General features: G+C 50.1%; 24 protein-coding genes and 2 tRNA genes. 12 read left to right on the forward strand and 14 right to left on the reverse strand.

Features of this window, described 5'->3' with window-relative positions; all coding sequences use genetic code 11:
* Positions 1-7 precede the first annotated feature (7 nt).
* Entirely contained in the window at positions 8-676 is a 669-nt protein-coding gene (gene phoU, locus ACZ483_RS05235) for a phosphate signaling complex protein PhoU (RefSeq protein ID WP_464325119.1), read from the forward strand.
* On the forward strand, positions 666-2,459 hold the full coding sequence (locus ACZ483_RS05240; protein WP_464325120.1) for a sensor histidine kinase: 1,794 nt from the start codon (positions 666-668) through the stop codon (positions 2,457-2,459). The genes phoU and ACZ483_RS05240 overlap by 11 nt, the downstream gene beginning before the upstream one ends.
* Here ACZ483_RS05240 and ACZ483_RS05245 read toward each other — a convergent pair.
* The 3 genes from ACZ483_RS05245 to mobB are packed head-to-tail and all read right to left on the reverse strand — an operon-like array spanning position 2,417 to position 3,904.
* A complete protein-coding gene (locus tag ACZ483_RS05245; protein ID WP_464325121.1) occupies positions 2,417-2,908 on the reverse strand; it encodes a DUF3467 domain-containing protein in 492 nt (163 codons plus the stop codon). The two genes, ACZ483_RS05240 and ACZ483_RS05245, sit on opposite strands and share 43 nt — an antisense overlap.
* Complete coding sequence (locus ACZ483_RS05250) at positions 2,905-3,480, reverse strand: hypothetical protein (protein WP_464325122.1); 576 nt, start codon at positions 3,478-3,480, stop codon at positions 2,905-2,907. The genes ACZ483_RS05245 and ACZ483_RS05250 overlap by 4 nt, the downstream gene beginning before the upstream one ends.
* The gene (gene mobB, locus ACZ483_RS05255; protein WP_464325123.1) at positions 3,461-3,904 is read right to left on the reverse strand and encodes a molybdopterin-guanine dinucleotide biosynthesis protein B; all 444 of its coding nucleotides are present in this window, start codon (positions 3,902-3,904) and stop codon (positions 3,461-3,463) included. The genes ACZ483_RS05250 and mobB overlap by 20 nt, the downstream gene beginning before the upstream one ends.
* 20 nt (positions 3,905-3,924) lie before the next feature.
* On the opposite strand from mobB, the gene ACZ483_RS05260 reads away from it, so the two are divergent.
* Both ACZ483_RS05260 and trmD read left to right on the forward strand, forming a co-directional pair.
* Complete coding sequence (locus ACZ483_RS05260) at positions 3,925-4,794, forward strand: tyrosine-type recombinase/integrase (protein WP_464325124.1); 870 nt, start codon at positions 3,925-3,927, stop codon at positions 4,792-4,794.
* 2 nt (positions 4,795-4,796) lie between these two features.
* A complete protein-coding gene (gene trmD / locus ACZ483_RS05265; protein WP_464325133.1) occupies positions 4,797-5,552 on the forward strand; it encodes a tRNA (guanosine(37)-N1)-methyltransferase TrmD in 756 nt (251 codons plus the stop codon).
* On the opposite strand, the gene ACZ483_RS05270 is transcribed toward trmD, so the two are convergent.
* Genes ACZ483_RS05270 through flhA form a run of 4 tightly spaced genes read right to left on the reverse strand, consistent with a single transcriptional unit; the run spans position 5,536 to position 10,213 of the window.
* Positions 5,536-6,243, reverse strand: a complete 708-nt coding sequence (locus tag ACZ483_RS05270) for a sigma-70 family RNA polymerase sigma factor (RefSeq protein ID WP_464325125.1) — start codon at positions 6,241-6,243, stop codon at positions 5,536-5,538. The two genes, trmD and ACZ483_RS05270, sit on opposite strands and share 17 nt — an antisense overlap.
* Positions 6,240-7,076, reverse strand: a complete 837-nt coding sequence (locus ACZ483_RS05275) for a MinD/ParA family protein (RefSeq protein WP_464325126.1) — start codon at positions 7,074-7,076, stop codon at positions 6,240-6,242. Before ACZ483_RS05275 ends, ACZ483_RS05270 begins: the two co-directional genes overlap by 4 nt.
* On the reverse strand, positions 7,039-8,175 hold the full coding sequence (locus ACZ483_RS05280) for a flagellar biosynthesis protein FlhF (protein ID WP_464325127.1): 1,137 nt from the start codon (positions 8,173-8,175) through the stop codon (positions 7,039-7,041). The genes ACZ483_RS05275 and ACZ483_RS05280 overlap by 38 nt, the downstream gene beginning before the upstream one ends.
* Entirely contained in the window at positions 8,165-10,213 is a 2,049-nt protein-coding gene (gene flhA / locus ACZ483_RS05285; RefSeq protein ID WP_464325128.1) for a flagellar biosynthesis protein FlhA, read from the reverse strand. The genes ACZ483_RS05280 and flhA overlap by 11 nt, the downstream gene beginning before the upstream one ends.
* A 33-nt stretch (positions 10,214-10,246) precedes the next feature.
* Between flhA and uvrC the strand changes: the two genes are divergently transcribed.
* Both uvrC and ACZ483_RS05295 read left to right on the forward strand, forming a co-directional pair.
* Positions 10,247-11,935 carry an excinuclease ABC subunit UvrC gene (uvrC, locus tag ACZ483_RS05290; RefSeq protein WP_464325129.1) on the forward strand — a complete coding sequence of 563 codons (1,689 nt, stop codon included), beginning with the start codon at positions 10,247-10,249 and terminating at the stop codon, positions 11,933-11,935.
* A complete protein-coding gene (locus ACZ483_RS05295; RefSeq protein WP_464325130.1) occupies positions 11,928-12,398 on the forward strand; it encodes a hypothetical protein in 471 nt (156 codons plus the stop codon). The genes uvrC and ACZ483_RS05295 overlap by 8 nt, the downstream gene beginning before the upstream one ends.
* On the opposite strand, the gene hslV is transcribed toward ACZ483_RS05295, so the two are convergent.
* Complete coding sequence (gene hslV, locus ACZ483_RS05300) at positions 12,382-12,912, reverse strand: ATP-dependent protease subunit HslV (protein ID WP_464325131.1); 531 nt, start codon at positions 12,910-12,912, stop codon at positions 12,382-12,384. The genes ACZ483_RS05295 and hslV overlap by 17 nt on opposite strands.
* A 31-nt stretch (positions 12,913-12,943) precedes the next feature.
* Between hslV and rfaD the strand changes: the two genes are divergently transcribed.
* Entirely contained in the window at positions 12,944-13,864 is a 921-nt protein-coding gene (gene rfaD / locus ACZ483_RS05305; RefSeq protein ID WP_464325132.1) for an ADP-glyceromanno-heptose 6-epimerase, read from the forward strand.
* A 296-nt stretch (positions 13,865-14,160) separates the two neighbouring features.
* On the opposite strand, the gene ACZ483_RS05310 is transcribed toward rfaD, so the two are convergent.
* Positions 14,161-15,873: an FAD-dependent oxidoreductase gene (locus tag ACZ483_RS05310; protein WP_464323153.1), complete on the reverse strand. Its 1,713-nt coding sequence runs from the start codon at positions 15,871-15,873 to the stop codon at positions 14,161-14,163.
* Positions 15,874-15,887: 14 nt separating this feature from the next.
* Between ACZ483_RS05310 and gspC the strand changes: the two genes are divergently transcribed.
* The 4 genes from gspC to ACZ483_RS05330 are packed head-to-tail and all read left to right on the forward strand — an operon-like array spanning position 15,888 to position 20,211.
* On the forward strand, positions 15,888-16,655 hold the full coding sequence (gspC, locus tag ACZ483_RS05315) for a type II secretion system protein GspC (protein WP_464323154.1): 768 nt from the start codon (positions 15,888-15,890) through the stop codon (positions 16,653-16,655).
* Positions 16,656-16,668: 13 nt separating this feature from the next.
* Entirely contained in the window at positions 16,669-18,816 is a 2,148-nt protein-coding gene (gene ligA, locus ACZ483_RS05320) for an NAD-dependent DNA ligase LigA (RefSeq protein ID WP_464323155.1), read from the forward strand.
* A 10-nt stretch (positions 18,817-18,826) separates the two neighbouring features.
* Positions 18,827-19,390 (forward strand): D-sedoheptulose 7-phosphate isomerase, encoded by a 564-nt coding sequence (locus ACZ483_RS05325; RefSeq protein WP_464323156.1) that lies wholly within the window; start codon positions 18,827-18,829, stop codon positions 19,388-19,390.
* Positions 19,387-20,211, forward strand: coding sequence for an NAD(+)/NADH kinase (locus ACZ483_RS05330; protein ID WP_464323157.1), 825 nt, complete (start codon positions 19,387-19,389; stop codon positions 20,209-20,211). The genes ACZ483_RS05325 and ACZ483_RS05330 overlap by 4 nt, the downstream gene beginning before the upstream one ends.
* 2 nt (positions 20,212-20,213) lie before the next feature.
* Here the strand turns inward: ACZ483_RS05330 and ACZ483_RS05335 are convergent.
* Both ACZ483_RS05335 and ACZ483_RS05340 read right to left on the reverse strand, forming a co-directional pair.
* A tRNA-Arg gene (locus ACZ483_RS05335) sits at positions 20,214-20,287 on the reverse strand.
* Between the two features lie 8 nt (positions 20,288-20,295).
* A tRNA-Pro gene (locus tag ACZ483_RS05340) sits at positions 20,296-20,368 on the reverse strand.
* A gap of 44 nt (positions 20,369-20,412) precedes the next feature.
* Here ACZ483_RS05340 and miaA point away from each other — a divergent pair.
* Positions 20,413-21,333 carry a tRNA (adenosine(37)-N6)-dimethylallyltransferase MiaA gene (miaA, locus tag ACZ483_RS05345; RefSeq protein WP_464323158.1) on the forward strand — a complete coding sequence of 307 codons (921 nt, stop codon included), beginning with the start codon at positions 20,413-20,415 and terminating at the stop codon, positions 21,331-21,333.
* Here the strand turns inward: miaA and ACZ483_RS05350 are convergent.
* Genes ACZ483_RS05350 through ACZ483_RS05360 form a run of 3 tightly spaced genes read right to left on the reverse strand, consistent with a single transcriptional unit; the run spans position 21,299 to position 23,601 of the window.
* Positions 21,299-21,664 carry a RusA family crossover junction endodeoxyribonuclease gene (locus ACZ483_RS05350; RefSeq protein WP_464323159.1) on the reverse strand — a complete coding sequence of 122 codons (366 nt, stop codon included), beginning with the start codon at positions 21,662-21,664 and terminating at the stop codon, positions 21,299-21,301. The genes miaA and ACZ483_RS05350 overlap by 35 nt on opposite strands.
* Positions 21,651-22,064, reverse strand: a complete 414-nt coding sequence (locus ACZ483_RS05355) for a DUF4149 domain-containing protein (protein ID WP_464323160.1) — start codon at positions 22,062-22,064, stop codon at positions 21,651-21,653. The genes ACZ483_RS05350 and ACZ483_RS05355 overlap by 14 nt, the downstream gene beginning before the upstream one ends.
* Positions 22,057-23,601 carry a sodium-dependent transporter gene (locus ACZ483_RS05360; RefSeq protein WP_464323161.1) on the reverse strand — a complete coding sequence of 515 codons (1,545 nt, stop codon included), beginning with the start codon at positions 23,599-23,601 and terminating at the stop codon, positions 22,057-22,059. The genes ACZ483_RS05355 and ACZ483_RS05360 overlap by 8 nt, the downstream gene beginning before the upstream one ends.
* Positions 23,602-23,606: the final 5 nt, after the last annotated feature.

Consider the following 23,606-nt stretch of genomic DNA (forward strand, 5'->3'; position numbering starts at 1 on the left):
TAAGAGTATGAAGTTCTTTGAGGAGCTTGAGGAAACTAAAGAGCTCGTGGTTAAGATGGCGAAGCTCGTCCAGAACGCGATAGATAAAGCTATTAGGTCCCTCAACGAGCAGAATGTGGAACTTGCAGAGGAGATAATTAAGGGGGACGACGAGATAGACGCCCTCGAGGTGGAGATAGAGAGGAGATGTATAAGGATGTTAGCCCTATATCAGCCGGAGGCTTCCGATCTGAGACTCGTTATGGGAATATACAAGATAGTCTCCGATTTAGAGAGGATGGGGGACGAGGCGGAGAACATAGCGGAGAGATCTATATTCTTAGCCCAGGAGCCTCCCCTAAAACCTTACGTTAATCTTACGCTCATGGCTCAAACGGTAAAGGAGATGGTGAATGACAGCGTCATCTGCTTTCTCCAGAGGGACACGATGCTCGCCAAGAAGATAATAGAGCAGGACGACATGGTGGACGAGCTCTACCATCAGTTAGAGAGGGAACTGATAACCTACGTTATGGAGGATCCGAGGAACATAAAGCGGGTCATTCATCTGTCCTTCGTGGCGAGGCACTTCGAGAGGATAGCGGACCACTCGGAGAACATAGCGGAGATGGCTATATACTGGGCTGAAGGTGAGATGGTAAAACATCACAAGATAAAAGAGGAAGGTGAAGCGTAAGCTTTTAGTTTTTTCGGTAATCTTCTTAGTCTTAGTCCTGATTAACGTCGCCTTCATAAACAACCTCAGGAACCTTCCCTACGCCAACTACTACGTCCTCCTGCTTGCGATAAACATAGATCTCATAGCCCTGATTTTAATAAGTGCGGTAATCCTGAGAAAGCTGATAAAGGTATACCTTGGGAAGAGGAGGAACCTCCTCAGGAGAAAGCTCGCCAACATCCTATTCCTCTATCTCTTCATTCCTCTCCTTATACTCAACGTCGCCTCCATCGTGGTCGTCCTCCAGTCAACGAAGACCTATCTGAGCTCAAAGACGAGGGCTCTATCGAGCTCCGCCGAAAGCGTTTATAGAAATCTTTACTCTTATGAACTCCAGAGGATAAAGAGGTACAGAGACGTTGTCTCAGCTCTCATAAAGGCCGGCCTCTTCGAGGAACTGAGTAGGATGGAAGAGGTGGAGAGCGTGGTGAGGGTTCCGGAGTGCAATTTCGAGGTATCAGAGGGGGAGATGAGCTACGTTCTCTGTATCGATGTGGGCGGGGATCATTACAGGGTAGTATTACCTAAGGACCTCAAGCTCATAAGGGACGTTTCGGAGTTCGGAGAGCTCGCCTTAGATCTCAGAGCCTTCGTGAAGACGAGGGACATAATAACGGGTGTCTTCATATTCTTCATAGTCTTTATCTCCCTCGTTACACTCTTGGCTACCGTGTGGCTGGCTATGTTAGTGGCGAGGCACATAAGCGAGCCGATAGAGAGACTTTCCGACAGGGCTATGAGGATAGCAAAGGGAAACCTGGACGTTGAGATAGAAGAGACTAAGACAGGGGACGAGATAGAGGAGCTCTCGAGAGCGTTCAGGAAGATGAAGGATAACCTCAGGGAGATTTATGAAGAGCTTAGAAGAGAGAGAGATCTGCTCGGAAAGCTCTTGGATTCCTTACCTGTAGGTGTGGTTTACTCGCGTTCGGGAAAGGTGGTGAGGGAGAATAGGGCTGCAAGGGAGATGTTCGGTGAGGCCGAAAGGGTCGAGGAGATACTCGAGAAAGTGGAAGGTGATCCTAACCTCAGGGTGGAGAGGATAGAGGCGGAGGAAGGAGATATTTATCTATTCGAGGACGTGGGCTCGATAGTACTTGCGGAGAGGTTCAGGACATGGCAGGAGGCAGTAAAGAGGATTGCCCACGAGATAAAGAACCCACTTACTCCCATAAGATTAAACTTAGAGAGAATAAGGAGGTATTCAGAGAAGGGAGAGATAGATAGGGACAGACTTAGGGATCTTATATCCATGGTTTTGAGGGAGATCGACAGGATAAGCGACCTCATAAACCAGTTCAAGCACCTTTCGGCGGACAGGAGGATAAATCTCAGAGATGTTAGGATGTCAGAGATTATAGGTGAGATAGCCAAGTTCTACTCCTCTGCGGGAATAAAGGTGAGCGTGGAGGGAGACAGAACGGTTAAGGGGGATCCTACCCTCCTTAGAGACCTCTTCTACAACTTGATAAACAACAGCCTCGAGAACGGAGCTAAGGAGGTGAGGATAGAGATTGATGACTCGAGGTTAGATTACAGGGACAACGGTGAGGGGATAAGGGAGGAGGATCTCGAAACGATATTTATCCCCTACTACACGAACAATCCTAAGGGTATGGGTATAGGGATGGCTGTTGTCAAAAAGATAGCTGAGGATCATGGATGGGAGATAAGGGCTCTGTCCTCGAAGAGAGGTGCTCATTTCGTCATCGACTTTAGATCGAGGAACTCGAGGGCTTGAAGTATTAAGGTCAGCTGGGTTTCCCATATAGTATCAAGTTCCTCGAAGACAGCCTCCTCCTGTTCTTCCTTAGAGAGCTTCTTGAAGGCTTCCGACTTCACCCCCCTCTCGTGCAAAAGCAGGGGTACGAAGAGCTTACCTATGGCATAGAAGACAAAGGCAAGCTCTATATCGGAGAGTATAGGAAACCTGTTGAAGGTCTTGTAAGTTTTGATAGCCGCCCAGTTGGTCCACCTCCTTATCTCGGGATCCTCAACTCTGTGCTCCATCCCTCCCACGTACATGGACCTTATGGCTTTCAAGAGCCTCTCGTCGGGCTTCTCGTCCCAAAGATCCTTTATTTCCTCCTTTATAACCTCGAGGTCTGACTTTTCTATCCTCTCGTAGTCCTTTAGAAACCTCTCCTTCCAAGAGAGGAAGCGGTGGAGTTCGTGGAAGGGAAGCTTCATCCCGTCTCCTCTGGTTTCTCGAACTGGGCGCAGACCTCCGGCGGGGGCTCCTTTTCGGGAAATTCCTCTTTGAACTCGTTGTGATATCCACAGATAGGACACATGATCTCAACTACGTATCCCTCGTGGAGGTGCCCTATGTCCCAACCGCAGAGGGGACACTCTCCCTCCTCAGCCTTTAAGACGTCTATGAGGCTCGTTCCGTTGGTTATATAGTTCTGGACGGACTTTACCCTCCTGATAGCTTTAAGAACCTCGTCGCTGTTCCACTCGGCACCGCACTCCAAGCACCTGTACTCCGTGTACCTTCCCTCATGGAGAAGCTTTATTATGTCCCTCGATCCGCACCTGTCATCTATGCATATCTCACCTATCTCCTTCCTTGAAAGCTTGTCGAGGATCTTGAAGAAGGTCTCCCTGTTGAGCTTCATGGGTATGTCGTAGGATCTGTAACCGCAACACTCGCAGGTGGCTTCAACCCTCGGATAAGGTTCTGTGTACTCGCATACCTTGAGGGCTATCCTGTGACAGAAGGGGCAGAGTTCCCTGTGCTCAAGGCATCTGTACCTCATAGTTCTCCTCCATGCTCTCGAGTAATTCTATAATATGACCGGTCTCCTCTGGATCATCAACCCTCAGAACCACGTTCTCCGACTCAACCTCACCCACAGCCACCTTGGGTATATCCTTTAAACCTTTGTACCCTTCCAAGATAACGATATCGAAGTCCCTGAAGAACTCTTCGATTATCCCGAAGGGATCGTCCCCTCTTCTATCCCACAAGGTGAGCCTTCCCGGGGAGGCTAAGGCAACTCTATCGGCAACTTCAAAGATCTTACTCGTGTCGGATCCTTCCCTATCCGTCATCCCATGACCCTTGGGATCGTGCTTTACGTAGCCGACCCTGTGCCCTCTCTTCTTAAGTTCTGGGATCAGCTTCCGTATCAGCGTTGTCTTTCCGCTGTTGTGGTAGCCAACGATTGCAATGACCTTCATTCTTCTATTATTATGATCCTATGGAGGTTCTTGAGCTCTGGAAGAGGAACCTGACGAGAACCAAGAGCCCGAGAACCACGGAAACCTATCTCAGACACGTGATCAACTTCCTCGATGCGGTATCGATAGAGGACGAGGAAAGTCTCCTTAAGATCTCCTCAGCCCAGATATTCAAGTACGTCGACAGCACGAACCTCGGACCGAGTTCCCTTCTCGCAAACCTCTCGGCGCTCAAGCACTTCTTCAGGTTTCTCCTGAGGAGAGAGTATATAGACAGGGACAGGTACACGGACATAGAGCAGGCCATAGAGGAGCTTAGGGAGGAGCTTAACACAAAGAAGAACCCCTCCTACCCGAAAGCCCTCACCAAGGAGGAGGTAGAGAGGATATTTGGCGCAGTTAAGGGAAAGAGGTACGAGAAGATATACTCTCTGTTCCTATACAGCGGTATAAGGCTCGGCGAATTCGAGAGCTTAAAGAGAAACAACTTCTACCTCGATAAGAGCGGAATACTCTGGATAAGGCTCGAGCCCCAGATGACCAAGAGAAGGAAGGGAAGGCTCGCCCCAGTTCTCGCCCCGGACAGGGAGAAGACCTACGAGATAACCGAGAGGATGCTCAGGTGGATAGAGAACTTCGAGGAGAACTTCTCCGTAAAGAGAGGTGTCCTCCAGGTTTACACAGACAGGCTCTCCAAGAGACTCGGAATTCCCTTCAGCGTTCACAGCTTCAGACACACTTACATAACCAACCTCGTGAACAGCGGTTTTCCGGTGGAGGTGGTGAGGGAGTTCGCCGGGCACTCCAATATAAGAACGACGATAGAAACTTACTACCGCTTCTCCCAGAAGAGGGCGGAGGATCTCGTCAAGGACTTCCTGAAAAGGTAATGATAGAGTTCTTCATCCTCACCATATTCCCCCGTATAGTGGAGTGCTACTGCGACTACGGTATAGTGAGGCAGGCGATAAAGAAGGGGAAGGTGAGGGTCGAGGCTGTAGATCTGAGAGCTTTCGCTCCCAAAGGTCAGGTGGACGACGTTGCCTACGGAGGCGTTCCCGGCATGGTTCTCAAGCCGGAGCCTATCTTCAGAGCCTACGACCATATCGTAGAGCATTTTGGAAAGCCTCTTGTTCTGATAACCGAACCTTGGGGAAGGAGGATCGATCAGAACTTTGTAAGGGAACTGCTAAATAGGAAAAGGATAGCTATAATCTGCGGTAGGTACGAGGGAGTGGACGAGAGGGTCAAGTCCATAGTGGACGAGGAGGTTTCCCTCGGAGACCTAATTTTAAGCGGTGGGGAACTGGCGGCTCTGACCGTGGTGGATGCCGTTTCGAGGTTAATTCCCGGCGTCCTGAGCGAGCCGGAGAGCATAAGGGAGGACTCCTATCAGGGTAGGTGGCTGGGGTATCCTGTCTACACGAGGCCGAGGGAGTTCAGAGGGATGAGGGTTCCGGAGGTACTCCTTTCCGGAAATCACAGGCTGATAGAACTCTGGAAGCTCTGGCACAGGATAGAGAACACTCTCAGGAAGAGACCTGATCTCGTGCCGAGGGATCTGACTGAAGGGGAGAGGGAGATAATAGAAGCTGTAAAGAGAGGGATGAGCTTCGAGGAGTGGTTGAGATCTAAAAATCTTTCATGAGGTTCCTGAGCTTCTGGATAGCCTCGCCTTTTATCTGGGACACTCTCGATATGGAGCATCCGAGGATCTGGGCTATCTCCTTTAATGGGAGTTCCTCGTAGAATATGAGCTGGATGACGAGCTTTTCCCGCTCTTCGAGCTTGTCTATCGCCTTTCTGAGCTTCTCTATCAGATCCTTCCTTAGTATCTCCTCCTCGATCTCTACCTTCTTGGTGCTCAGAACTTCCTCGTAGCTCCTCCTCTCCTCGGTGAATATGTCCTCCAAGTTGAGGACGTAGGAGAAGGATATCTTGCTGAGATCGTGCTGGAGGGTCTCGACATCTTCCCCGAGTTTCTGGGCCACCTCCTCGTCCGTTGGCTCCCTTCCGAGCTCCTCGGTGAGTTCCTTCAGAGCCTCCCTTATCTTCCTCTCCTTTTCCCTTATCCTCCTACTGCCGAAGTCGAGGCTCCTCAGGTAATCGTAGATCGCTCCCTTTATCCTTATCCTGAGGTAGCTCTCGGGGTTCCTCTGTGTGTCGAGCTTCTCGAGAGCCTTTATCAGACCTATTATCCCGTGTCCTATGAGATCCCTAACGTCTATGGTGGGAGGGAGATGCCTCTTCACCGTGAAGGCTATACTCTTCACGAGGGGAAGGTACTTTAATATTAGCTCTTCCCTTTCCCTCTCACCGATGTCGTAGGGATTCCTCATCTTCCGAACAACCTTGAAAGGACGTTCTCCCAGAAGCCTCTCCTTCTCGGGCTTACCTCGAGATCCATGTTGGAGAGAATATTATACACGTCGTCCATAAATCCTCCCTCGAAGGGCTTCTGCTCTATTATCTTCCTGATGAGTGTCTTCCTGAACCTTATGTTACCAACGTGGTTTAGTTTAGCCTTCGTGTACTTCTCGGTAAGGAGTCTGATGCTCTCGTAAACCTTGTTCCCTTCCCTGTCATTTTCCACCTTGTTTACGACAAGGAAGAAGTCCTCCGCCTGTCCTTCCCTGCTCACTATCTTTATGAGGGCGTAGGCGTCAGCAACGGCGGTGGGCTCCGGGGTAGTTATTATCAGGGGAAAATCTGCAGAGGAAACTACCGCTATCGTATCGTCATGAATCCCCGGCGGAGTGTCAAAGATAACGTAATCGTAGTTATCCTCCGCAAGCTCCTGAAGTCTTCTTACGAGGTTTACCACCTGATCCTTGGGCAGTTTGGCGAGCTCGTATATCCCGTTCCCGCTCGAGATGAAGTAAAAGCCATCGCTGACCTTCACCACGGTCTCTTCGAAGGAGGCGTCCCCGTAAAAGAAGTGGGCGAGGTTCTTCTGGGGAGTTATACCGAGCATGAGGTGAACATTACTGAGTCCAAAGTCCGCGTCTATTATGAGAACCTTCTTGCCGGTGTCGGAGAGACACTTACCTATACTCAGGGAGAGTATGGTTTTCCCCACACCTCCCTTACCGCTCGCTATAGCTATGTATCTGGTGCCGGTCTGGGCACCTTCCCTATGCCTCAGGTGGGTTGCCTGCTGATTCAAGCTCATGCCTCTCCTCTAAAATCAATTTCGTCAGGTACTCGTAGTTCGCCATCACGATATCGTCGGGCACAGTCTGTCCGGTGGTGAAGCAGAGGATAGGAAGCTTCGTCCTGTAAGCTACGTTGATCACGTTCCCCGGATAGGAGGTCTCGTCTAACTTCGAGAATATGAGTCCCTTTATGGGAAATATGCTGAACTGCATTATCACCTCATACATAACGAACTCCGAGAGGTTAGCGCTTAGGGTGAGGTAAATGTTCGTATCAAAGCTCTCCAAGAAGAGCCTCAGTTCGTTGAGCCTCAGCTTATCGTGCTGGCTCCTCCCGGCAGTATCGACGAGGATAACGTCCCTACTGTCGAGCTCACCGAGACTCTTCACGAACTCCTGAGGGGTGTCCGCCACCTTAAAAGGTATCTCCATGATATTTATGAAAGCCTTCAGTTGTTCTACGGCTCCCACACGGTAGCTGTCGAGGGTTATGACTCCCGGACTCTTCCCCTGTCTCTTGAAGAGGTAAGAGAGCTTCGCTATAGTAGTCGTTTTTCCCACACCGGTGGGTCCTATCAGAACCATGACCTTGGGAGTCTCCTCGAATATCCTCTCTCCCTCTATGGCTATGTTCCTCTCAAAGCTCTCCTTTAAGGAGGGGTATATCTCTTCCTTGAAGTCTAACTTCCCAAGCTCTATATCGTATCCGCAGGCTTCCTCAACGAGCTTCTTGGCTATCTCCTTCCTGACTCCCCTGTAAACCATCCTGGATATAATCCTCTGAGCTCTGAGGGAGAAGCCCTCCTCTCCTTCCGCTCTCTCCCTATCTTCCTCGTGGGTCTTTACGCTCCTCATTACCTCGTTCAGGGTGCTCTTGAGCCTCTCGAGCTCCTCGTAGACCTTTATCCTCTCCTCGAACTCCTTCTGGAACTCTCCTTCGTCCTCCGGTATGCCTACGGTGACCTCGAGCAGAGTTGTTTTGAAGAAGGGAAGGAAGCTCCACCTCTTCCTCTTAACTATCCTCGATGAGAGGACTACCGCGTTGTCCCCGTAAGTTCTTTTTAACTCCTCCACCGCCTCCTGCAGGGAACTGACTATTATCTTTTCAGTCCTCATCTATCAATCCTAATATCTTCATGTTCACCTGCTTTTCAAGTTCATTATAAGACAGTACGGCGAGCTGGGGAAGATAGGGCTCTATAGCTTTCCTGATATATCTTCTCAAATTCCCAGAGGTTAGAAGCACGGGCTGAGCCTGAAACTGGACGAACTTCTCTATCTCCTTGGATATTTTCCTGTAGAGTTTGTTTAGGACAAGATCTATGAACTCGTCCTCCCTTCCCTCGTTAAGGAGGTGCATGAGCTTAGCTTCCACTTTGGGAGAAAGGGCTATAGCGTACAGAGTTCCGTCGGTCATGTACATCCTCGTTATTCTCTTGGAGAGGTTCTGACGGACGTACTCGGTTAAGACGTCAGGATCCCTCGTCTGATCTATGTAATCCGCCAGGGTCTCCAATATGGTCAGTAAATCGTTTACAGGTATTCCTTCCCTTAAGAGGTTCTGGAGGACTCTGTGGATTACCGAAATGGGAACCTGCTCCGGAACTATGTCCTGAACAACCTTCGGATATCTTTTGGCAAGCCTGTCTATGAGTTCTATGACCTCGTTCCTTCCGAGGAGCTCGTGAAGGTTCCTCTTTATAACCTCGGAGAGGTGTGTGATTATCGCCGTGCTTATATCGACAACCATGTATCCCTTTCTCTGAGCTTCGTCCCTCCTGTCCTCCGTTATCCAGTAAGCCTTCATACCGAAGGCAGGCTCCTTAGTCTCTATCCCCTCTATCTTCCCCCTCGCCGTCCCAAGATCGACAGCAAGGTAGTATCCCGGCATTACCTCGTAGGAGTCCACCTCTATTCCCTTTATGAGTATCCTGTACTGGTTAGGCTGGAGCTTCAGGTTGTCCCTTATGTGGACGAGTGGTACAATCACACCGAACTCCTGAGCGATCTGCTTCCTCATCGTCTTTATCCTCTGAGGTATGTCCCCTCCCTGAGACTCGTCCACGTAGGGTATCAGTCCATAACCAACCTCCATGGTTATAGGATCGGGCTGAGGAAGGAGTTCCTCCTCCTTCTCTTCCTTTCTCTTCGCCTCTTCCCTCTTCTGCTCCTCTACCATCTTCTCGAGCTCCTTTATCTGCCTCTCCTTGAGGCTCTTGTTCACGAGGTAGTAAAGGCCTCCCAACACTCCAGCCATAAAGAAGAAGGGTATCTTGGGAAGTCCAGGGATCAGACCTACGAACAGGAGCAGGGCTGATGAGAAGAGAAGCGCCTTAGGTTCCTTGGAGAATTCCTCGGCTATGACCGTCCCCACCTCCTCGGTAGAGGAACTCTTTGTAGTTACCAGTCCCGCCGCAGTGGAAAGAAGGAGGGCGGGTATCTGGGAGGCAAGTCCTTCACCGACAGTCAGGAGTGTGTAGGTATTCAGAGCGTCCATGAAGTCCATCCCCTTGAACACGAGACCGACTATGAGGCCGCCTATCAGACTGAGGAAGAGTATCAAAAGGGCCGCTATGGCGTCTCCCCTTATGAACTTACTCGCTCCGTCCATAGCTCCGTAGAAGGAGGCTTCCCTCTCGAGCTCCTGTCTCCTCCTCTTTGCTTCTTCCTCAGTTACCAGGCCGGCGTTGAGATCTGCGTCTATGCTCATCTGTTTACCGGGCATGGCATCGAGGGTAAACCTCGCCGCGACCTCGGAGATCCTCTCCGCTCCCCTCGTTATGACTATGAAGTTTATTACTATGAATATCAGGAAAACTATCAGACCGACCACAACGTCCCCCCCGACAACGAACTTACCGAAACCCTCTATTATGTGTCCTGCAGCGTCCGTTCCCTCGTGTCCGTAAAGGAGTATCCTCCTCGCGGCGGCAACGTTGAGGGAAAGTCTCAGGAGAGTTCCTATAAGGAGGATAGTGGGAAAGGAGGAGAGCTCCAAGGGGGTCTTCACGAAGAAGGTCAGGACTAAAACGGCGAGGGAGAAGGTCAGGCTCGTGGCGAGGAGAACGTCCAAGAGAAAGGCTGGTATGGGGATTATTATCGCGGTAAGAATTATCAGGAACGCTAAGACGATCCAGGCTTCTTTATACTTCATGAATTACTAATAATTTAGTTTATATTCTCTCCTATGGATTGGTCCGCTCTGATAGAGAGGGCTCCGGAAAAGTGCGGAGTTTACATATTCAGAGGAAAGAGGAAGCCCGTATATATAGGCAAGGCTAAGAACATAAAGAAGAGGCTCCAGCAACATCTGAAGCTCTCTGAAAGCGATCCAAAGGAGTTCGCCATCTTCAGAGACTCGATAAGTATAGAGTGGATAGTAACGAGGAACGAATTCGAGGCTCTCGTTTTAGAGGTGGATCTCATCCAGTCCCACAAGCCCAAATACAACGTCCTCCACAAGTACGGAGGAGGCTATCCGATGATACTCCTTACGGAGGATCCTTACCCCACGGTGAAGGTCGTCAGGGGGACGGAGCACAAGGGTCTCCTCTTCGGTCCCTTCCTTCAGGCGAGCAAGGCTTACAAGGTCAAGAAGTTGATCCACAGGCTCTTCAAGCTCAGAACCTGCGATCCCTTACCCCAGAGGAGAGAGCCATGCATGGATTACCACTTGGGTCTCTGCTCCGCTCCCTGTGCGGGACTGGTGAGTAAAGAGGACTACAGGCTCAGCGTGGAAGGAACTAAGGCGCTCCTGTCTGGAGAGGTTGCGGAAGTTCTCCCGAAGCTCTACGAGAGGATAGAGGAGCTTTCTAAGGAGCTTCTCTTTGAGAAGTGCGCCCAGATAAGGGATCAGATAAAGGCTCTTGAGAACATAACGAGGGGTCAGAGCGTATCGGGACTTCCCTTCTCTTCGGCGGATCTCTTCTACAAGGTAGGAAGGAGGATAGGTCTCTTCCTCATAAGGGGAGGGAAACTGGTCAGCAAGGAGATCTACGATCTCGAGAGGGAGGAGGATCTTGAGGAGTTCATCTTGGGATACTACTACTCCAACTTCGTTCCTGAAACGATCCTTTCCAACTTCGTTATCCCCGAAGAGGTGAAGAGGTGGGTCAGAGAAAGATCCAAGGGCTCAACGGAGTTCTCCACCGATGTTCCGCCGGAGCTACTATCCCTCGCGGAGGAGAACGTTAAGGAGGGTCTTGACTTCAATCTTCTCAGAAGAGAGTTTGAGGAGAAGTTGAACATCCCTATGCCCAAGATAATAGAGGGCTTTGACATCTCCCACTTCTACGGGGAGGACGTGGTGGGTAGTTGCGTGGTCTGGGAGGAGGGGAGGATGAACAAGAGGAGGTACAGGAGATACAGGATAAAGACGTTAAACGGAATAGACGACTACGGAGCCTTGAGGGAGGTCCTGGAGAGGAGGGCAAAGAGATTGAAGGAGAAGAACGAACCCATGCCGGATATATGGCTCATAGACGGGGGTAAGGGACAGCTCAACGTGGGCATATCCGTAAAGAGAAGGTTCAACCTTCCCTTAAAGGTTTTCTCCCTCGCGAAGGAGGAGGAGATCCTCTTTACAGAGAAAGGCAGGGAGATAAGACTGAAGGAGGAACCTATCCTCTACAGGGTCTTCGGTCTAATAAGGGACGAAGCCCACAGGTTCGCTCTCTCCTACAACAGGAAGCTAAGAACGAAGAAGGCTCTTGAGGACGTTCTGTCTAAGGTCAGGGGAGTGGGTGAGGTGAGGAAGAGGATCATATACAGGAACTTTGAGAACCTATACGAGTTCATAAGGGCGGACGAGGAGAGGCTCAGAAAGCTCGGGCTCCCGACCTCCCTCCAGCAGGAGGTAAAGAGATACCTTGAGTGAGATCCTGAGAGGCGTTAACTTCCCCAGCTATCTCTTTGCAAGCTCTGTAGCGGGCTACGTCATGATGGGTGCCGACCTCATGCTTGAGGGCTTCCTCGGGCTCTTTGGAACTTACAGACACTACATAGAGCTTATAAAGATGTGGGGTATCTTTGAAGGTTTAGAGGACTGGATCATGGCTATCGGACACACTATTAACTCCGTGGTTCTCGCCGTTCCCTTCGTCCACCCGGCGGTATATAGGAGAATTCCCTTCAGTTCGGGTTTTCTTAAAGGTCTGACCTTCGGACTTCTCTGGCATTTTCTCGTCTTGTTAGTCCTATTAATAACCGCCTTCGGCGGTGCCAAGTTCATGAGGGAGTTCCTGAATATGCCCCTGAAAGACCACATCTCCCTCTTCCTGCTTCATCTTCTCTGGGGCGGTGTTTTGGGAGTTCTTTACGTCCCTAAAGCTTCTCGATAACGAACTCGGAGTTGGTATATACGCATATCTGGGACGCTATCTCCAAGGACTTCCTCACTATCTCTTCGGCGCTCAGATCGGTGTTCCTGTAGAGAGCCAAAGCCGCCGAACGGGCGTAGTCTCCCCCCGAACCTATCCCTAAAACGGGCTCATCCGGTTCTATGATGTCCCCGTTCCCCGAAATTAAAAGCATGTGTTCCCTGTCCACCGCCAAGAGGAGAGCCTCAAGTCTCCTTAAGTACTTGTCCATCCTCCAGTCCTTCGCAAGCTCTACCGACGCTCTGAGAAGGTTCCCCCTGAACTCCTCCAACTTCCGTTCGAGCCTCTCCATAAGAGCCATCCCGTCCGCCGCACTCCCCGCAAAACCTACAACTACTTGATCCTTGTAGAGCCTCCTTATCTTCTTGGCTCTGTGCTTTATCACGGAGCTTCCCACCGTTACCTGTCCGTCCCCGCCTATAACCGTCTCTCCGTTCTTCCTGACAGCGAGGATGGTTGTTGATTTGACCTCCATAACTACGAATTATAGCCTTTATAATAATCCCATGCGTGTCCTCATCACCGGCGGAGCCGGTTTTATAGGATCAAACATAGCCTTCGCCCTGCAGGAGAGGTATCCCGAAGCCAAGATATACGTCTTGGACAACTTCTCCTCCGGACACTTTAAGAACCTCATAGGCTTTAAGGGAGAGGTAATAACCGGGGACATAAGGGACAGGGAGTTATGGGACTATCTGAGGAGCAGGTTTGCCTTCGATGTGATATTCCACGAGGCGGCTATAACGGATACGACGATCACGGATCAGAAGCTCATGATGGAGACCAACGCCGACAGCTTCAGGTATCTCCTCGACTCCGCTTTGGAGTGGAACGCCAAGGTGATCTACGCCTCCTCTGCAGGAGTTTACGGGAATACGCCCGCTCCTATGAAAGAAGACAGGGGTCTGGAGCCTGAAAACGTTTACGGCTTCTCCAAACTGATGATGGATCATATAGCGATGGACTACATGGAGCGTTACCCAGAGATGAGGATAGTGGGTTTCAGGTACTTCAACGTCTACGGACCGAGGGAGTCTTACAAGGGAAAGTCCGCGAGCATGATATACCAGCTTGCGGTGAAGATGATGCACGGACAGAGACCGAGGATATTCAAGTGGGGAGAGCAGAAGAGGGACTTCGTTTACATAAAGGACGTTGTGAAGGCTAACCTCTTGGCTTTAGAGAAGGACGTCTCCGGTATCTTCAACATCGGCACGGGGAGGGCGAGGAGCTTCAACGAGATAATAGAGATACTCAATCGGGAACTGGGAACGAACTTAGAGACCGAGTACTTCGACTGCCCCTACGACTTCTATCAGGAGTACACCGAGGCGGACATAAGCAGGGCGAAGGAAGAACTGGGATACGAACCGGAATACAGCCTTGAGGAGGGGATAAGGGATTATCTGAAGTATATAAAAGTTTGATATCTATCTTTTGCTCGGCTCTGCCCTGTTTTCGAGTTTGTAGATTACGAACCAAGCGCCTAAGAGAAATGAGAAAGTAAGTATTATGGCTAAGATTATATCAGTTGGTATTTCCAATCCTCCTGTCATAAGATAGGGCAAGTGCTAAGAAAGATCCAAAGAATAAAGCTATAAGAAGGAACCAGCCTTTCACCTTGCGATATACAACAAGTGCCACCAAACCTGCGATGAACATACCAATCGAAGCTCCTTTAGATAGATCGATAAGCGTTCTGTAAGTAAGGTCTAATTTCACTTTAATACTTCCTCTCCGCCGGTTGATACTTGGTTATCCTCACGGGTATGTAGTCTATTTTCAGCTCTCCGTTCTCGTAGTAGATGAGGGAGTGCTTTAAAAAGTTCTCGTCGTCCCTTTCGGGGTAGTCCTCCCTCGTGTGTCCTCCTCGGGACTCTCTTCTGTGAAGGGCACCGAAGGCAACCGCCCTTGCAAGCTCAAGCATGTTCCTGAGCTCCAGGAGTTCTATAAGGTTTGTGTTAAAGACCTTGGACTTATCGACCACCGGTATGTTTTCCCAACGCTCCAAGAGTTCGGAAAGCTCCTCGTAAGCGCTCTTCAGAGAACGCTCGTCCCTGAATATGCCCATCTTAGCCCAGGTTATCTCCCCCATCTGGGATCTGATCTCCGCAAGGCTCTCCTTGCCTTCCCTCTTCATCAGGCTCTCGATAAACTCCTCTCCCTTTCTCATCTCCCCTTCGGAGATTGGAATAAAGTCCGTCTCCTTCACAAACTCCCTGACGGCTATTCCCCCGAACTTGCCGAAAACGAGGAGTTCTATGAGGGAGTTCCCCCCGAGCCTGTTGGCACCGTGGACCGAGACGCAGGCACACTCCCCTATGGCGTAGAGTCCTTTGAGCGGTGTCTCGGAGGTTCTGTAATCGGTTACGTGAATACCTCCCATGCAGTAGTGAGCTGTGGGTCTTATGGGAACGGGATCCTTGACGGGATCCACGCCCTCGAAGTCGATGGCGAGCTGTCTGACCTGAGGGAGTCTCTCGTTTATCTTCTCCTCGCCGAGGTGTCTCAAATCTAAGTATATGTAAGCCCTCGCACCCTCACCTATTCCCCTTCCCTCCATTATCTCGTACTCTATAGCCCTTGAGACCATGTCCCTCGGAGCGAGCTCCATCTTCTCAGGGGCATACCTCTTCATGAACCTCTCGCCGAGTCTGTTTATCAGGTATCCGCCCTCTCCCCTGCAGGCTTCCGAGAGAAGTATCCCGGTCTTCGCAAGCCCCGTAGGGTGGAACTGGATGAACTCTATATCCTTTAAAGGAACTCCGTTCCTGAGAGCTACCGCCTGCCCGTCCCCCGTGTTACCTATGGCGTTAGTACTCCTAAACCAGTATATCCTTGCAAAACCTCCGGTGGCTAAGATCACCGCCTTCGTCTGGAGGGTGATCACCTCCCCGTTCTTTATGTCGTATATGGATACTCCCTTAACTCTCTCCCCGTCGTGGATGAGGTCGAGCAGGAAGAACTCGTTGTAGAAGTCTATGTTGTCCCTTGCCAAAGCCTGCTCGAAGAGGGTGTGGAGGAGAACATGTCCCGTCTTGTCCGCTGCGTAAACCGTTCTCGGGAAGGAGGCTCCTCCGAAGGGTCTCTGGGCGATCCTCCCGTCCTCGAGCCTCGAAAAGGGAACACCCCAGCGGTCGAGCTCGTGGATTATTTCAGGAGCATTCTCAGTCATGAAGAAGACCGCATCCTGATCTGCGAGGAAGTCCGATCCCTTTATCGTATCGTAGGCGTGGGCTTCCGGGTTATCATCCGGAACAACGTTCCCCAAGGCTGCGTTCATACCTCCTTGAGCCGCTCCCGTGTGGGAACGTGTTGGGTAAACCTTAGAAACGAGGGCTACCTTGAGATGGGGATCTCTCGCTATCTCTATTGCCGCCCTTAGACCAGCTCCACCGCCTCCAATAACAACTGCATCGTATCTCTTAACAGGCATAAGATAATAATATAATGAACTGGCTTATCCCATCCCTGCCTCTGATCGCCTCCCTGTCCCTGCTCGCCGGAAGTGTCCTTATACTCGTTGTATCTCAGAAGATATTTGATGGGATAAAGGTCCCTCAAGTTAAGAAAGAAGAGCCTTCCACAGATAAGGTCATTGAAGCCTTTTCTAAGATCTTTCCCAAGGCTGAGGTTAAGGATGCGGCTCTCCCAAAAACCTCCACCGAGGAAAGGATCGACATAAAACTTTTAGGTATCTCCCTTGGATTTAAAAACTTAGCTCTGCTCGAGGTGGGAGGGAAACCGATCGTGCTTGAAGAGGGTAAGGAGAAGAAGGGAGTGCTTCTGGAAAAAGTTTACAGGAACAGAGCGTTGGTTAGGTTTAGCGGTCGTAGGATCGAGCTTTTACTCGAAAAAAGAAGAGCGGAGACAGCACCTGTCAGAGCGCCGACCGCGTTAGGAGAGGTTAAGATCTCCCGTAGGGAGATAGAGAGGATAACCAAGGATCCGGGAATAATGTTCAGGGAGATAAGGCTCGTTCCCTACGTGAAGAACGGGCGAACAGAGGGATTTATCTTCGAGTGGATAAAACCGGGGAGTCTGTTTTACAGGGCGGGTCTGAGGAGGGGAGACGTCCTCGTTTCGATAAACAACATGACCATAAAGAGCGGTGAGGATGCCTTCAGACTCCTTCAGGTTCTTAGGAACGAGCCAAGCCTCAAGGTGGTAATCCTCAGGAATGGGCAGAGAAAAGAGATAAACATCAGGATAGAGTGATTAAATTATTCCTATGTACACACCAGAAAGAGAGAGGGAGCTGATAGAACTCACGAGAGACCTCCTTAAAGAGCTTTCCAAGGTAAAGAAAGCTTCCCTTGAAGAGGCCAAGGGCTACGTGGAGAAGTTGAGGGAGGTTATAAGGTACCACGACTACAAGTACTACGTCCAGGCCTCCCCCGTTATATCGGACTACGAGTACGACCAACTTTTCAGGGCATTAAGGGATTTAGAAAAGAAGTATCCCCAGCTAATCACCCCCGATTCACCAACCCAGAGGGTGGCGAGCGAGATCACGGGAGCCTTCCCGACGGTAAGACACTACACCCCAATGCTCTCTCTGGACAACGCTTACACCGAAGAGGAGCTGAGGGACTTCGACAGGAGGGTAAGGGAGTTAACAGGCTTGGAGGTGGTTGAGTACAGCGTGGAACCTAAGTACGACGGAGCGGGGATAGCCCTTGTTTACAGGAATGACATATTTGTGAGAGGAGCCACAAGGGGAGACGGAGAGACGGGGGAGGATATAACCAACAATCTCAGAACCGTAAGAACTATACTCCTGAGGGCGGACTTCTCCGCCTTCGGTATCAAGTTGATAGAAATAAGGGGTGAGGTTCTGATAAACAAAGAAGAGTTCAGGAAGATGAACGAGGAGAGGCTCGAGGAGGGACTCCCTCCCTTCGCCAATCCAAGGAACGCTGCAGCAGGCTCGATAAGGCTTCAGAGCCCGACGGAGGTCGCCAAGAGGAAGCTGGATGCCGTAGTTTATCAGGTCTCCTACGTGGAGCCCGAATCCAAGCACCCCCCCACTCACTACGAGGCTATAGAGATGCTCCACAGACTCGGCTTCAAGACCCCCTTTCCCGACATGAAGGTGTGCAGAGGGATAGACGAGGTAATCGAGTACTGCAGGGAGTGGGAGGAGAAGAGAGAGGAGTATCTCTACGAACTGGACGGGATGGTGATAAAGGTAAACAGAAAGGAGTTCTACGAGGTTCTCGGCTTCACCTCTCACCATCCGAGGTGGGCTATAGCCTTTAAGTTCAAACCCAAGCAGGCTACTACAAAGCTCATAAACGTAGTCTTTCAGGTCGGAAGGGTCGGGACTGTAACGCCGGTCGGCAAGCTCGAGCCGGTTCAGATCGGGGGAGTTACGGTATCCTCCGTTTCTCTCTTTAATGAGGATTTTATTAAGGAAAAGGACATAAGGATAGGAGATCTCGTTCTCGTGGAGCGAGCAGGAGATGTCATACCCTACGTGGTGGAGGTGATAAAGGAGGCGAGGGACGGGGACGAGGTACCCATAAAGTTCCCCGAATACTGTCCCTCCTGCGGTTCCAAGCTCGTGAAGTTGCCGGGTGAGGTAGCCTGGAGATGTATAAACATAGCCTGTCCTGCTCAGGTGGTTTTGAGGTTAAAGCACTGGGGAAGCAGGGAGGCTATGGACATTAGAGGACTCGGGGAGGCTACCGCTAAGGCTCTCTATGAGAAGGGTCTCGTCAAAGACGTGGGAGACCTTTACTACCTGAAGCCGACCGATCTTATGAAACTTCCGGGCTTTGCTGAGAAGGCTGCGATGAACCTCTACAACGCCATACAGGAGTCCAAGAACAGGGGGCTTGACAGGGTTCTTTACGGACTGGGAATAAGGTACGTGGGTCTGACGACGGCTAAGAAGCTCGCTCAGGTGATAGACAGCATATGGGACCTTAAGGATATACCCTTAGAAAAGCTTATAAAGATAGAGGGTATAGGGGAGATAGTGGGGAGGAGCATAAAGGAGTTCTTTTCGAGGGAAGAGAACCTGAAAGTAATAGAGAAGCTCGATAAAGCCGGTGTCAAACTGAGGAGAACTAAGTTGGAGAAAGAAGGACCCCTTAAGGGTATGGTCTTCGTCTTTACGGGTACTCTAAGGTGCTGTTCGAGGGAGAAGGCTGGAGAGATAGTGGAGAGTCTCGGAGGGGTGTTCTCCAACACAGTAACCTCTAAAACGACCTACCTCGTGGTGGGTGAGGATCCGGGCAGGACGAAGCTGAATAGAGCAAAACAGCTCGGAACAAAGACGATAAACGAAGAGGAGTTCTTGAACATGATAAAAGACTACGTTGATCTCGAGGAGATAAAGAGATCGGAGAGGAGAGAGGGCTTCCTCTTTTAAAATGAAGACTATGGTAGAGAGAATAGTTTCATCTTTCAAAGAGAGCGCCGAGGTTAAGCTCGCCTTCGTGGAGCTTTACAAAGATCAGATCTACGAGGTGGGGAGTATAATAGTAACCGCCCTCAAGGACGGCAACAAGGTTCTGCTCTTCGGAAACGGGGGAAGCGCTGCGGACGCCCAGCACATAGCGGCGGAGATAGTGGGTAGGTTTAAGAAGGAAAGAAAAGGACTGCCTGCTATAGCACTGACCACCGATACCTCCATACTCACAGCCGTAGGTAACGATTACGGCTTCGAAACGATTTTCGAAAGACAGATAGAAGCTCTCTGCATGCCCGGAGACGTGGCGATAGGCATCACCACCTCGGGGAACTCGGAGAACGTGATAAGGGCTCTCAGGAAAGCCCACGACCTTGGAGCCACAACCGTAGCCTTCACAGGCAGAAACGGAGGCAAGGTGGTTGAGATAGCTCACTACTCTTTCGTGGTACCCTCCTACGAAACACCCAGGATCCAGGAGTGCCACATAACCCTCGGGCACGTTATCTGCGAGATAATAGACGAGCTGGCATGAGAAAGATAATCCTCTTCATAAAGGATTCGTCGGAGGCTAAATCCACCGCTCGTGAGATAAGCAAGTTTTTAAAAAGCAGGGGCTGTAAAGTAGGCAGGGTAGTAAACAGTCCTGGTGTGGAGAGGAAGACCTCTCTCAAGGGATATGACCTTATGGTGGTCGTCGGAGGGGACGGGACCTTCTTAGCAGGTGCCCGCCTCGCTTCAAGGTTTGGTGTCCCAGTGGTGGGCGTAAACGAAGGGAGATTTGGATTTCTTACGGAGATAGAGAGGCACGAGGCAATCGATGTCCTTAAGGACATACTATCGGGAAGAGTGAAGAAACAGAAGAGGATGATGCTCTCTACCTATCTCAGGAGGGGAAGGTTAAGAAAGTTCCTCGGTAACTTCCTAAACGACGTTGTTGTTTCCAAAAGTGCTATTGCGAGGATAATGGAAATAGAGGTTTACGCCAACGAGGAGTTCATGGTTCGCATATACGGTGATGGGGTAATAGTTTCCACACCTACCGGTTCTACCGCTTACGCCCTTTCTGCCGGAGGTCCGATTATATATCCCGATTCAGAAAATATTCTCTTCGTTCCTATATGTCCTCATACACTCTCAAATAGACCGGTAGTTCTTCCCTCGAACTTCGCAATAAAACTTAAGATCCTTTCCAAGGATAAGGTCAGTTTCCTTACTATGGACGGTCAGGAGGGGATGTTTTTGAAAGAGGGGGATTTAATAGAAATAGGTAGATCTAAAAGGTCCTGTGATATATACCTACATCCAGATAAGAACTTCTTTGAGATCCTTAGGAAGAAACTCAAGTGGGGATAAAGCGGGCCCGGGAGGACTCGAACCTCCGACCTGGGGATTAGAAATCCCCTGCTCTGTCCTGCTGAGCTACGGGCCCTGCGCTCATCGGGGTGGCAGGACTTGAACCTGCGACCTTCGGCTCCCAAAGCCGACGCTCTGCCACCTGAGCTACACCCCGTAGGGCAATATATTATTATCTATCGGTAGCTAAGGCTTTTCAAGATGAAAGAGCTTTTAGTTATTGGAGGTCCAACGGCGAGCGGAAAGTCGGAGATAGCCTGTCGTATAGCTAAGGAGATAGATGGGGAGATCATAAGTGCAGACTCGATGGCTGTTTACAGAGGTATGGACATAGGAACCGCCAAGCCTAAGGAATGCATGAGTGTGGTAAGGCATCACCTTATCGATGTAGCCGATCCGGGAGAGTACTTCGATGCAAAGCTCTTTGAGAAACTCGCACTCAGGGCTATAGAGGGCGTTAAGAGTCAGGGTAAAGTACCGATCGTGGTAGGGGGGACTTACCTCTACCTTCAAGCCCTTCTCTACGGTATAGAGGACACACCAGAGCCTAACTGGAGTCTGAGAAAGAGACTTTACGAGCTGGCTGAAAAGAAGGAAGGGACATGGCTCTACGGGAAGCTAAAGGCTGTAGATCCCGTTTACGCTCGGAAGATACACCCGAGGGATATCAGACGGGTAGTTAGGGCTTTGGAAGTCTTTATAGAAACAGGGAAGCCTTTCTCAAGCTATCACAGGTGGGGAGAGCCGAGACTTAAGTTTAAAGGTTTTTACATAACGCGGGATTGGGAGAGCCTATCAGAAAGGATAGAGAAGAGAGTGAACAAAATGGTAGAGAGAGGCCTCGTTAAAGAGGTGGAAAAGTTGATGAAAAGAGGCTTTGAGAGCTTCCTTACATCGTCTCAGGCTATTGGATACAAGGAACTGATCCCTTACTTAAAGGGAGAGATCTCCTTAGAGGATGCCGTGCAGCAGATAGTAAAAAATACCAAAGAGTACGCCAAGAGACAGATAAGGTGGTTCAGGAAGCAGGGATGGGAGGAGATAAACCTCGATAGGCTTTCAGAGGAAGAGGCCTGTACCAGAATTCTTAAGTCTGCTGGCTTAGCTCCTTTATCTTTATGATTACACCTTGGTTTCCTTTCTCTATCTTTTTAACAGTTCTTACTTCGTAGATTAGGTTATCGTTCTTCAATACCCCTGCTTTTTCAAGAACGTCCCAAAGGCTTTTAAGCATGTTGTCTATGTCCCTCTTCCTTCTGTTGGGAAGTATGAGGGTTATGTCTACCGACACCTCCCGGTCTATGGGGTCTCCAGAATACTGCTGTCTTATCTCCCAGAGAGCCCTTACCTCCCAGTTCTTCACCCGCGGGGGCTTGAAAACCTTTCCTCCTTTCCTGCGTATATACCTGTTTGTTTTCGGGACCGGAACCTGAGAGAGCCTAAGAACCAACATCCCTCTTGACTATAAGATAGACGATAGCCCCAAAGGTAAAGAAGAGGGAGACAGTACTCATTATCACCGATATAAGGTGTATCTTCATAAACTCGGGCGAGCCTGCAACCTTAAGAGAGTGTGCCTTTGGCAGGACGTAAAACTCAAGGGCTAACAGGATGATCAAGTTGACTATTAGAAGAGTATCGAGAAACCTCGGCATCCTTGAACTAAGGGCTAATAATAGGGATACCCCCACCGCCGCTATACCTATACCGAAGTAAACGGGAAAAACCTTTTCCACAACACTTCCAGCGATGGACCTCTCAAGAGTCTTAAATAGGAGGGGAGCCATATAAAAACTGAAAAAACCTCCGAGACCGAAGTATAAAGATAAAAGAAATATCATTATCCTATTCACAGGACACCTCCTTTGGTCTTCTCCTTTCGGCTATGAATACAAGCAATGTTAAGAAGAGGAAGAGACCTATAAGGTAGAACCTTGTAACCCACACAGTCCAGTGGGTTTCAGCCAACACTTTGGGGATGTATTGAGTAGCCCAGGTTCCAAGAAGGATAATCAAGAACAGGGGTGTTATATACCTCATCACGTAGTAGTAAATCCTTGGAACCTTTATTATCCCACCCCTGTTTATCTCATCCCAAGCTTTATTACCTCCGAATATCCAGAGGAAGAGAATTACCTCCAAGAGACCGAAAAAGACGACACCGATCGTGCCTGCCCAAAAATCCATCTCGTCGAGGGATCCGCTGAGGAATATAACGAGATGGGCGCTGAAGAAGACTATCCCTGCCGTCATCAGAACGGAACTAAGCCTTGATAGCCCGAACTCGTCCTCGAAGAAGGCTATCAGGGGCTGCATCAGAGCTAAGGAGGAGGTAAGACCGGCGAAGAAAAGAAGGAAGAACCACAGAAATCCGAGGAACGTCCCCGCGGGCATGTTGGCGAAGATAGCAGGGAGGCTTATGAAGCCAAGGTTAAAAGCCCCGGACTGGGCTATCGCGACGGCGTTGGCAACACCGAAGAAAGCGACCGCCGCGGGTATGGCGAGGGATCCTCCGAGAATCACCTCAGCGGTCTCGTTCAGGGAGGCTGCAGTCAGTCCGCTCAGGGTTATGTCCTGATTTTTTCTTATGTAAGAGGCGTAGGTTATTATCGCCCCGAAGCCGAGGCTTAAAGTGAAGAATATCTGTCCCGAAGCAGCTATCCACACCTGAGGATCCGTCAGCTTGGAGAGATCCGGTTTCCAAAGGAAATTGAGACCTTGAAGGGCATTCCCGTAAGAGGTTTCCAAAAGAAATACCCTAACAACAAGGATAACAGCCAATATAAAGAGAGTGGGCATGGCGATCTTTGCGAAAGCTTCGATACCTTTCGAAACCCCCCTGCTAAGTATCCATACGTTGATGAGCATAGTTATCACGAACATCACGTAGGCGTAAACCGAGGGATGGATTATGTCCTCACCAGTTCCCACATAACTTTGAAGGAAGTTCTTGAAGGGCTCGAGATAGGTATTTGGATCCGAACCGTTCGCCGGGACCGAGGGGACGAGACCCATGAGGAACTTTATTGCAAAGCCAAGGGTCCAGGATTCAATATAGACGTAGTATATGATTACCACGAGAGGAATCCAGAGACCAAAAACACCTATTACCTTCGAAAACTTATTTTCCCACAGTAAGTAAAATATAGCGGGTGTGGTTCCGTGTCCTCGAGCCCCCCCGTATCTGCCTATTGCCCACTCTATCCACATTAGAGGTATGCCTATGAGAAGAAAGGAGATTATGTAGGGGATCATGAAGGCACCACCGCCGTTTTCGGCAGCCTGAACGGGGAAGCGGAGGAAGTTCCCAAGCCCAACGGCGTTCCCCGCCATGGCGAGGATAAGACCTATGCGGGTCGCCCACCTTTCCCTTCCCTGAAACTCATACATCGGGC

The organism is Hydrogenivirga okinawensis, assembly GCF_055385515.1.

What these genes read in the sequence shown, in the direction of transcription:
- ACZ483_RS05310 (WP_464323153.1), bottom strand. Translation starts at nt 15,873, where the DNA reads ATGCCTGTTAAGAGATACGATGCAGTTGTTATTGGAGGCGGTGGAGCT.
- ACZ483_RS05245 (WP_464325121.1), bottom strand. Translation starts at nt 2,908, where the DNA reads ATGAAGCTTCCCTTCCACGAACTCCACCGCTTCCTCTCTTGGAAGGAG.
- hslV (WP_464325131.1), bottom strand. Translation starts at nt 12,912, where the DNA reads ATGGAGGTCAAATCAACAACCATCCTCGCTGTCAGGAAGAACGGAGAG.
- uvrC (WP_464325129.1), top strand. Translation starts at nt 10,247, where the DNA reads ATGGATTGGTCCGCTCTGATAGAGAGGGCTCCGGAAAAGTGCGGAGTT.
- miaA (WP_464323158.1), top strand. Translation starts at nt 20,413, where the DNA reads ATGAAAGAGCTTTTAGTTATTGGAGGTCCAACGGCGAGCGGAAAGTCG.
- ACZ483_RS05325 (WP_464323156.1), top strand. Translation starts at nt 18,827, where the DNA reads ATGGTAGAGAGAATAGTTTCATCTTTCAAAGAGAGCGCCGAGGTTAAG.
- flhA (WP_464325128.1), bottom strand. Translation starts at nt 10,213, where the DNA reads ATGAAGTATAAAGAAGCCTGGATCGTCTTAGCGTTCCTGATAATTCTT.
- rfaD (WP_464325132.1), top strand. Translation starts at nt 12,944, where the DNA reads ATGCGTGTCCTCATCACCGGCGGAGCCGGTTTTATAGGATCAAACATA.
- ACZ483_RS05275 (WP_464325126.1), bottom strand. Translation starts at nt 7,076, where the DNA reads ATGAGCTTGAATCAGCAGGCAACCCACCTGAGGCATAGGGAAGGTGCC.
- ACZ483_RS05250 (WP_464325122.1), bottom strand. Translation starts at nt 3,480, where the DNA reads ATGAGGTACAGATGCCTTGAGCACAGGGAACTCTGCCCCTTCTGTCAC.
- ACZ483_RS05360 (WP_464323161.1), bottom strand. Translation starts at nt 23,601, where the DNA reads ATGTATGAGTTTCAGGGAAGGGAAAGGTGGGCGACCCGCATAGGTCTT.
- ligA (WP_464323155.1), top strand. Translation starts at nt 16,669, where the DNA reads ATGTACACACCAGAAAGAGAGAGGGAGCTGATAGAACTCACGAGAGAC.
- ACZ483_RS05330 (WP_464323157.1), top strand. Translation starts at nt 19,387, where the DNA reads ATGAGAAAGATAATCCTCTTCATAAAGGATTCGTCGGAGGCTAAATCC.
- ACZ483_RS05270 (WP_464325125.1), bottom strand. Translation starts at nt 6,243, where the DNA reads ATGAGGAATCCCTACGACATCGGTGAGAGGGAAAGGGAAGAGCTAATA.
- mobB (WP_464325123.1), bottom strand. Translation starts at nt 3,904, where the DNA reads ATGAAGGTCATTGCAATCGTTGGCTACCACAACAGCGGAAAGACAACG.
- gspC (WP_464323154.1), top strand. Translation starts at nt 15,888, where the DNA reads ATGAACTGGCTTATCCCATCCCTGCCTCTGATCGCCTCCCTGTCCCTG.
- ACZ483_RS05350 (WP_464323159.1), bottom strand. Translation starts at nt 21,664, where the DNA reads ATGTTGGTTCTTAGGCTCTCTCAGGTTCCGGTCCCGAAAACAAACAGG.
- ACZ483_RS05280 (WP_464325127.1), bottom strand. Translation starts at nt 8,175, where the DNA reads ATGAGGACTGAAAAGATAATAGTCAGTTCCCTGCAGGAGGCGGTGGAG.
- ACZ483_RS05260 (WP_464325124.1), top strand. Translation starts at nt 3,925, where the DNA reads ATGGAGGTTCTTGAGCTCTGGAAGAGGAACCTGACGAGAACCAAGAGC.
- phoU (WP_464325119.1), top strand. Translation starts at nt 8, where the DNA reads ATGAAGTTCTTTGAGGAGCTTGAGGAAACTAAAGAGCTCGTGGTTAAG.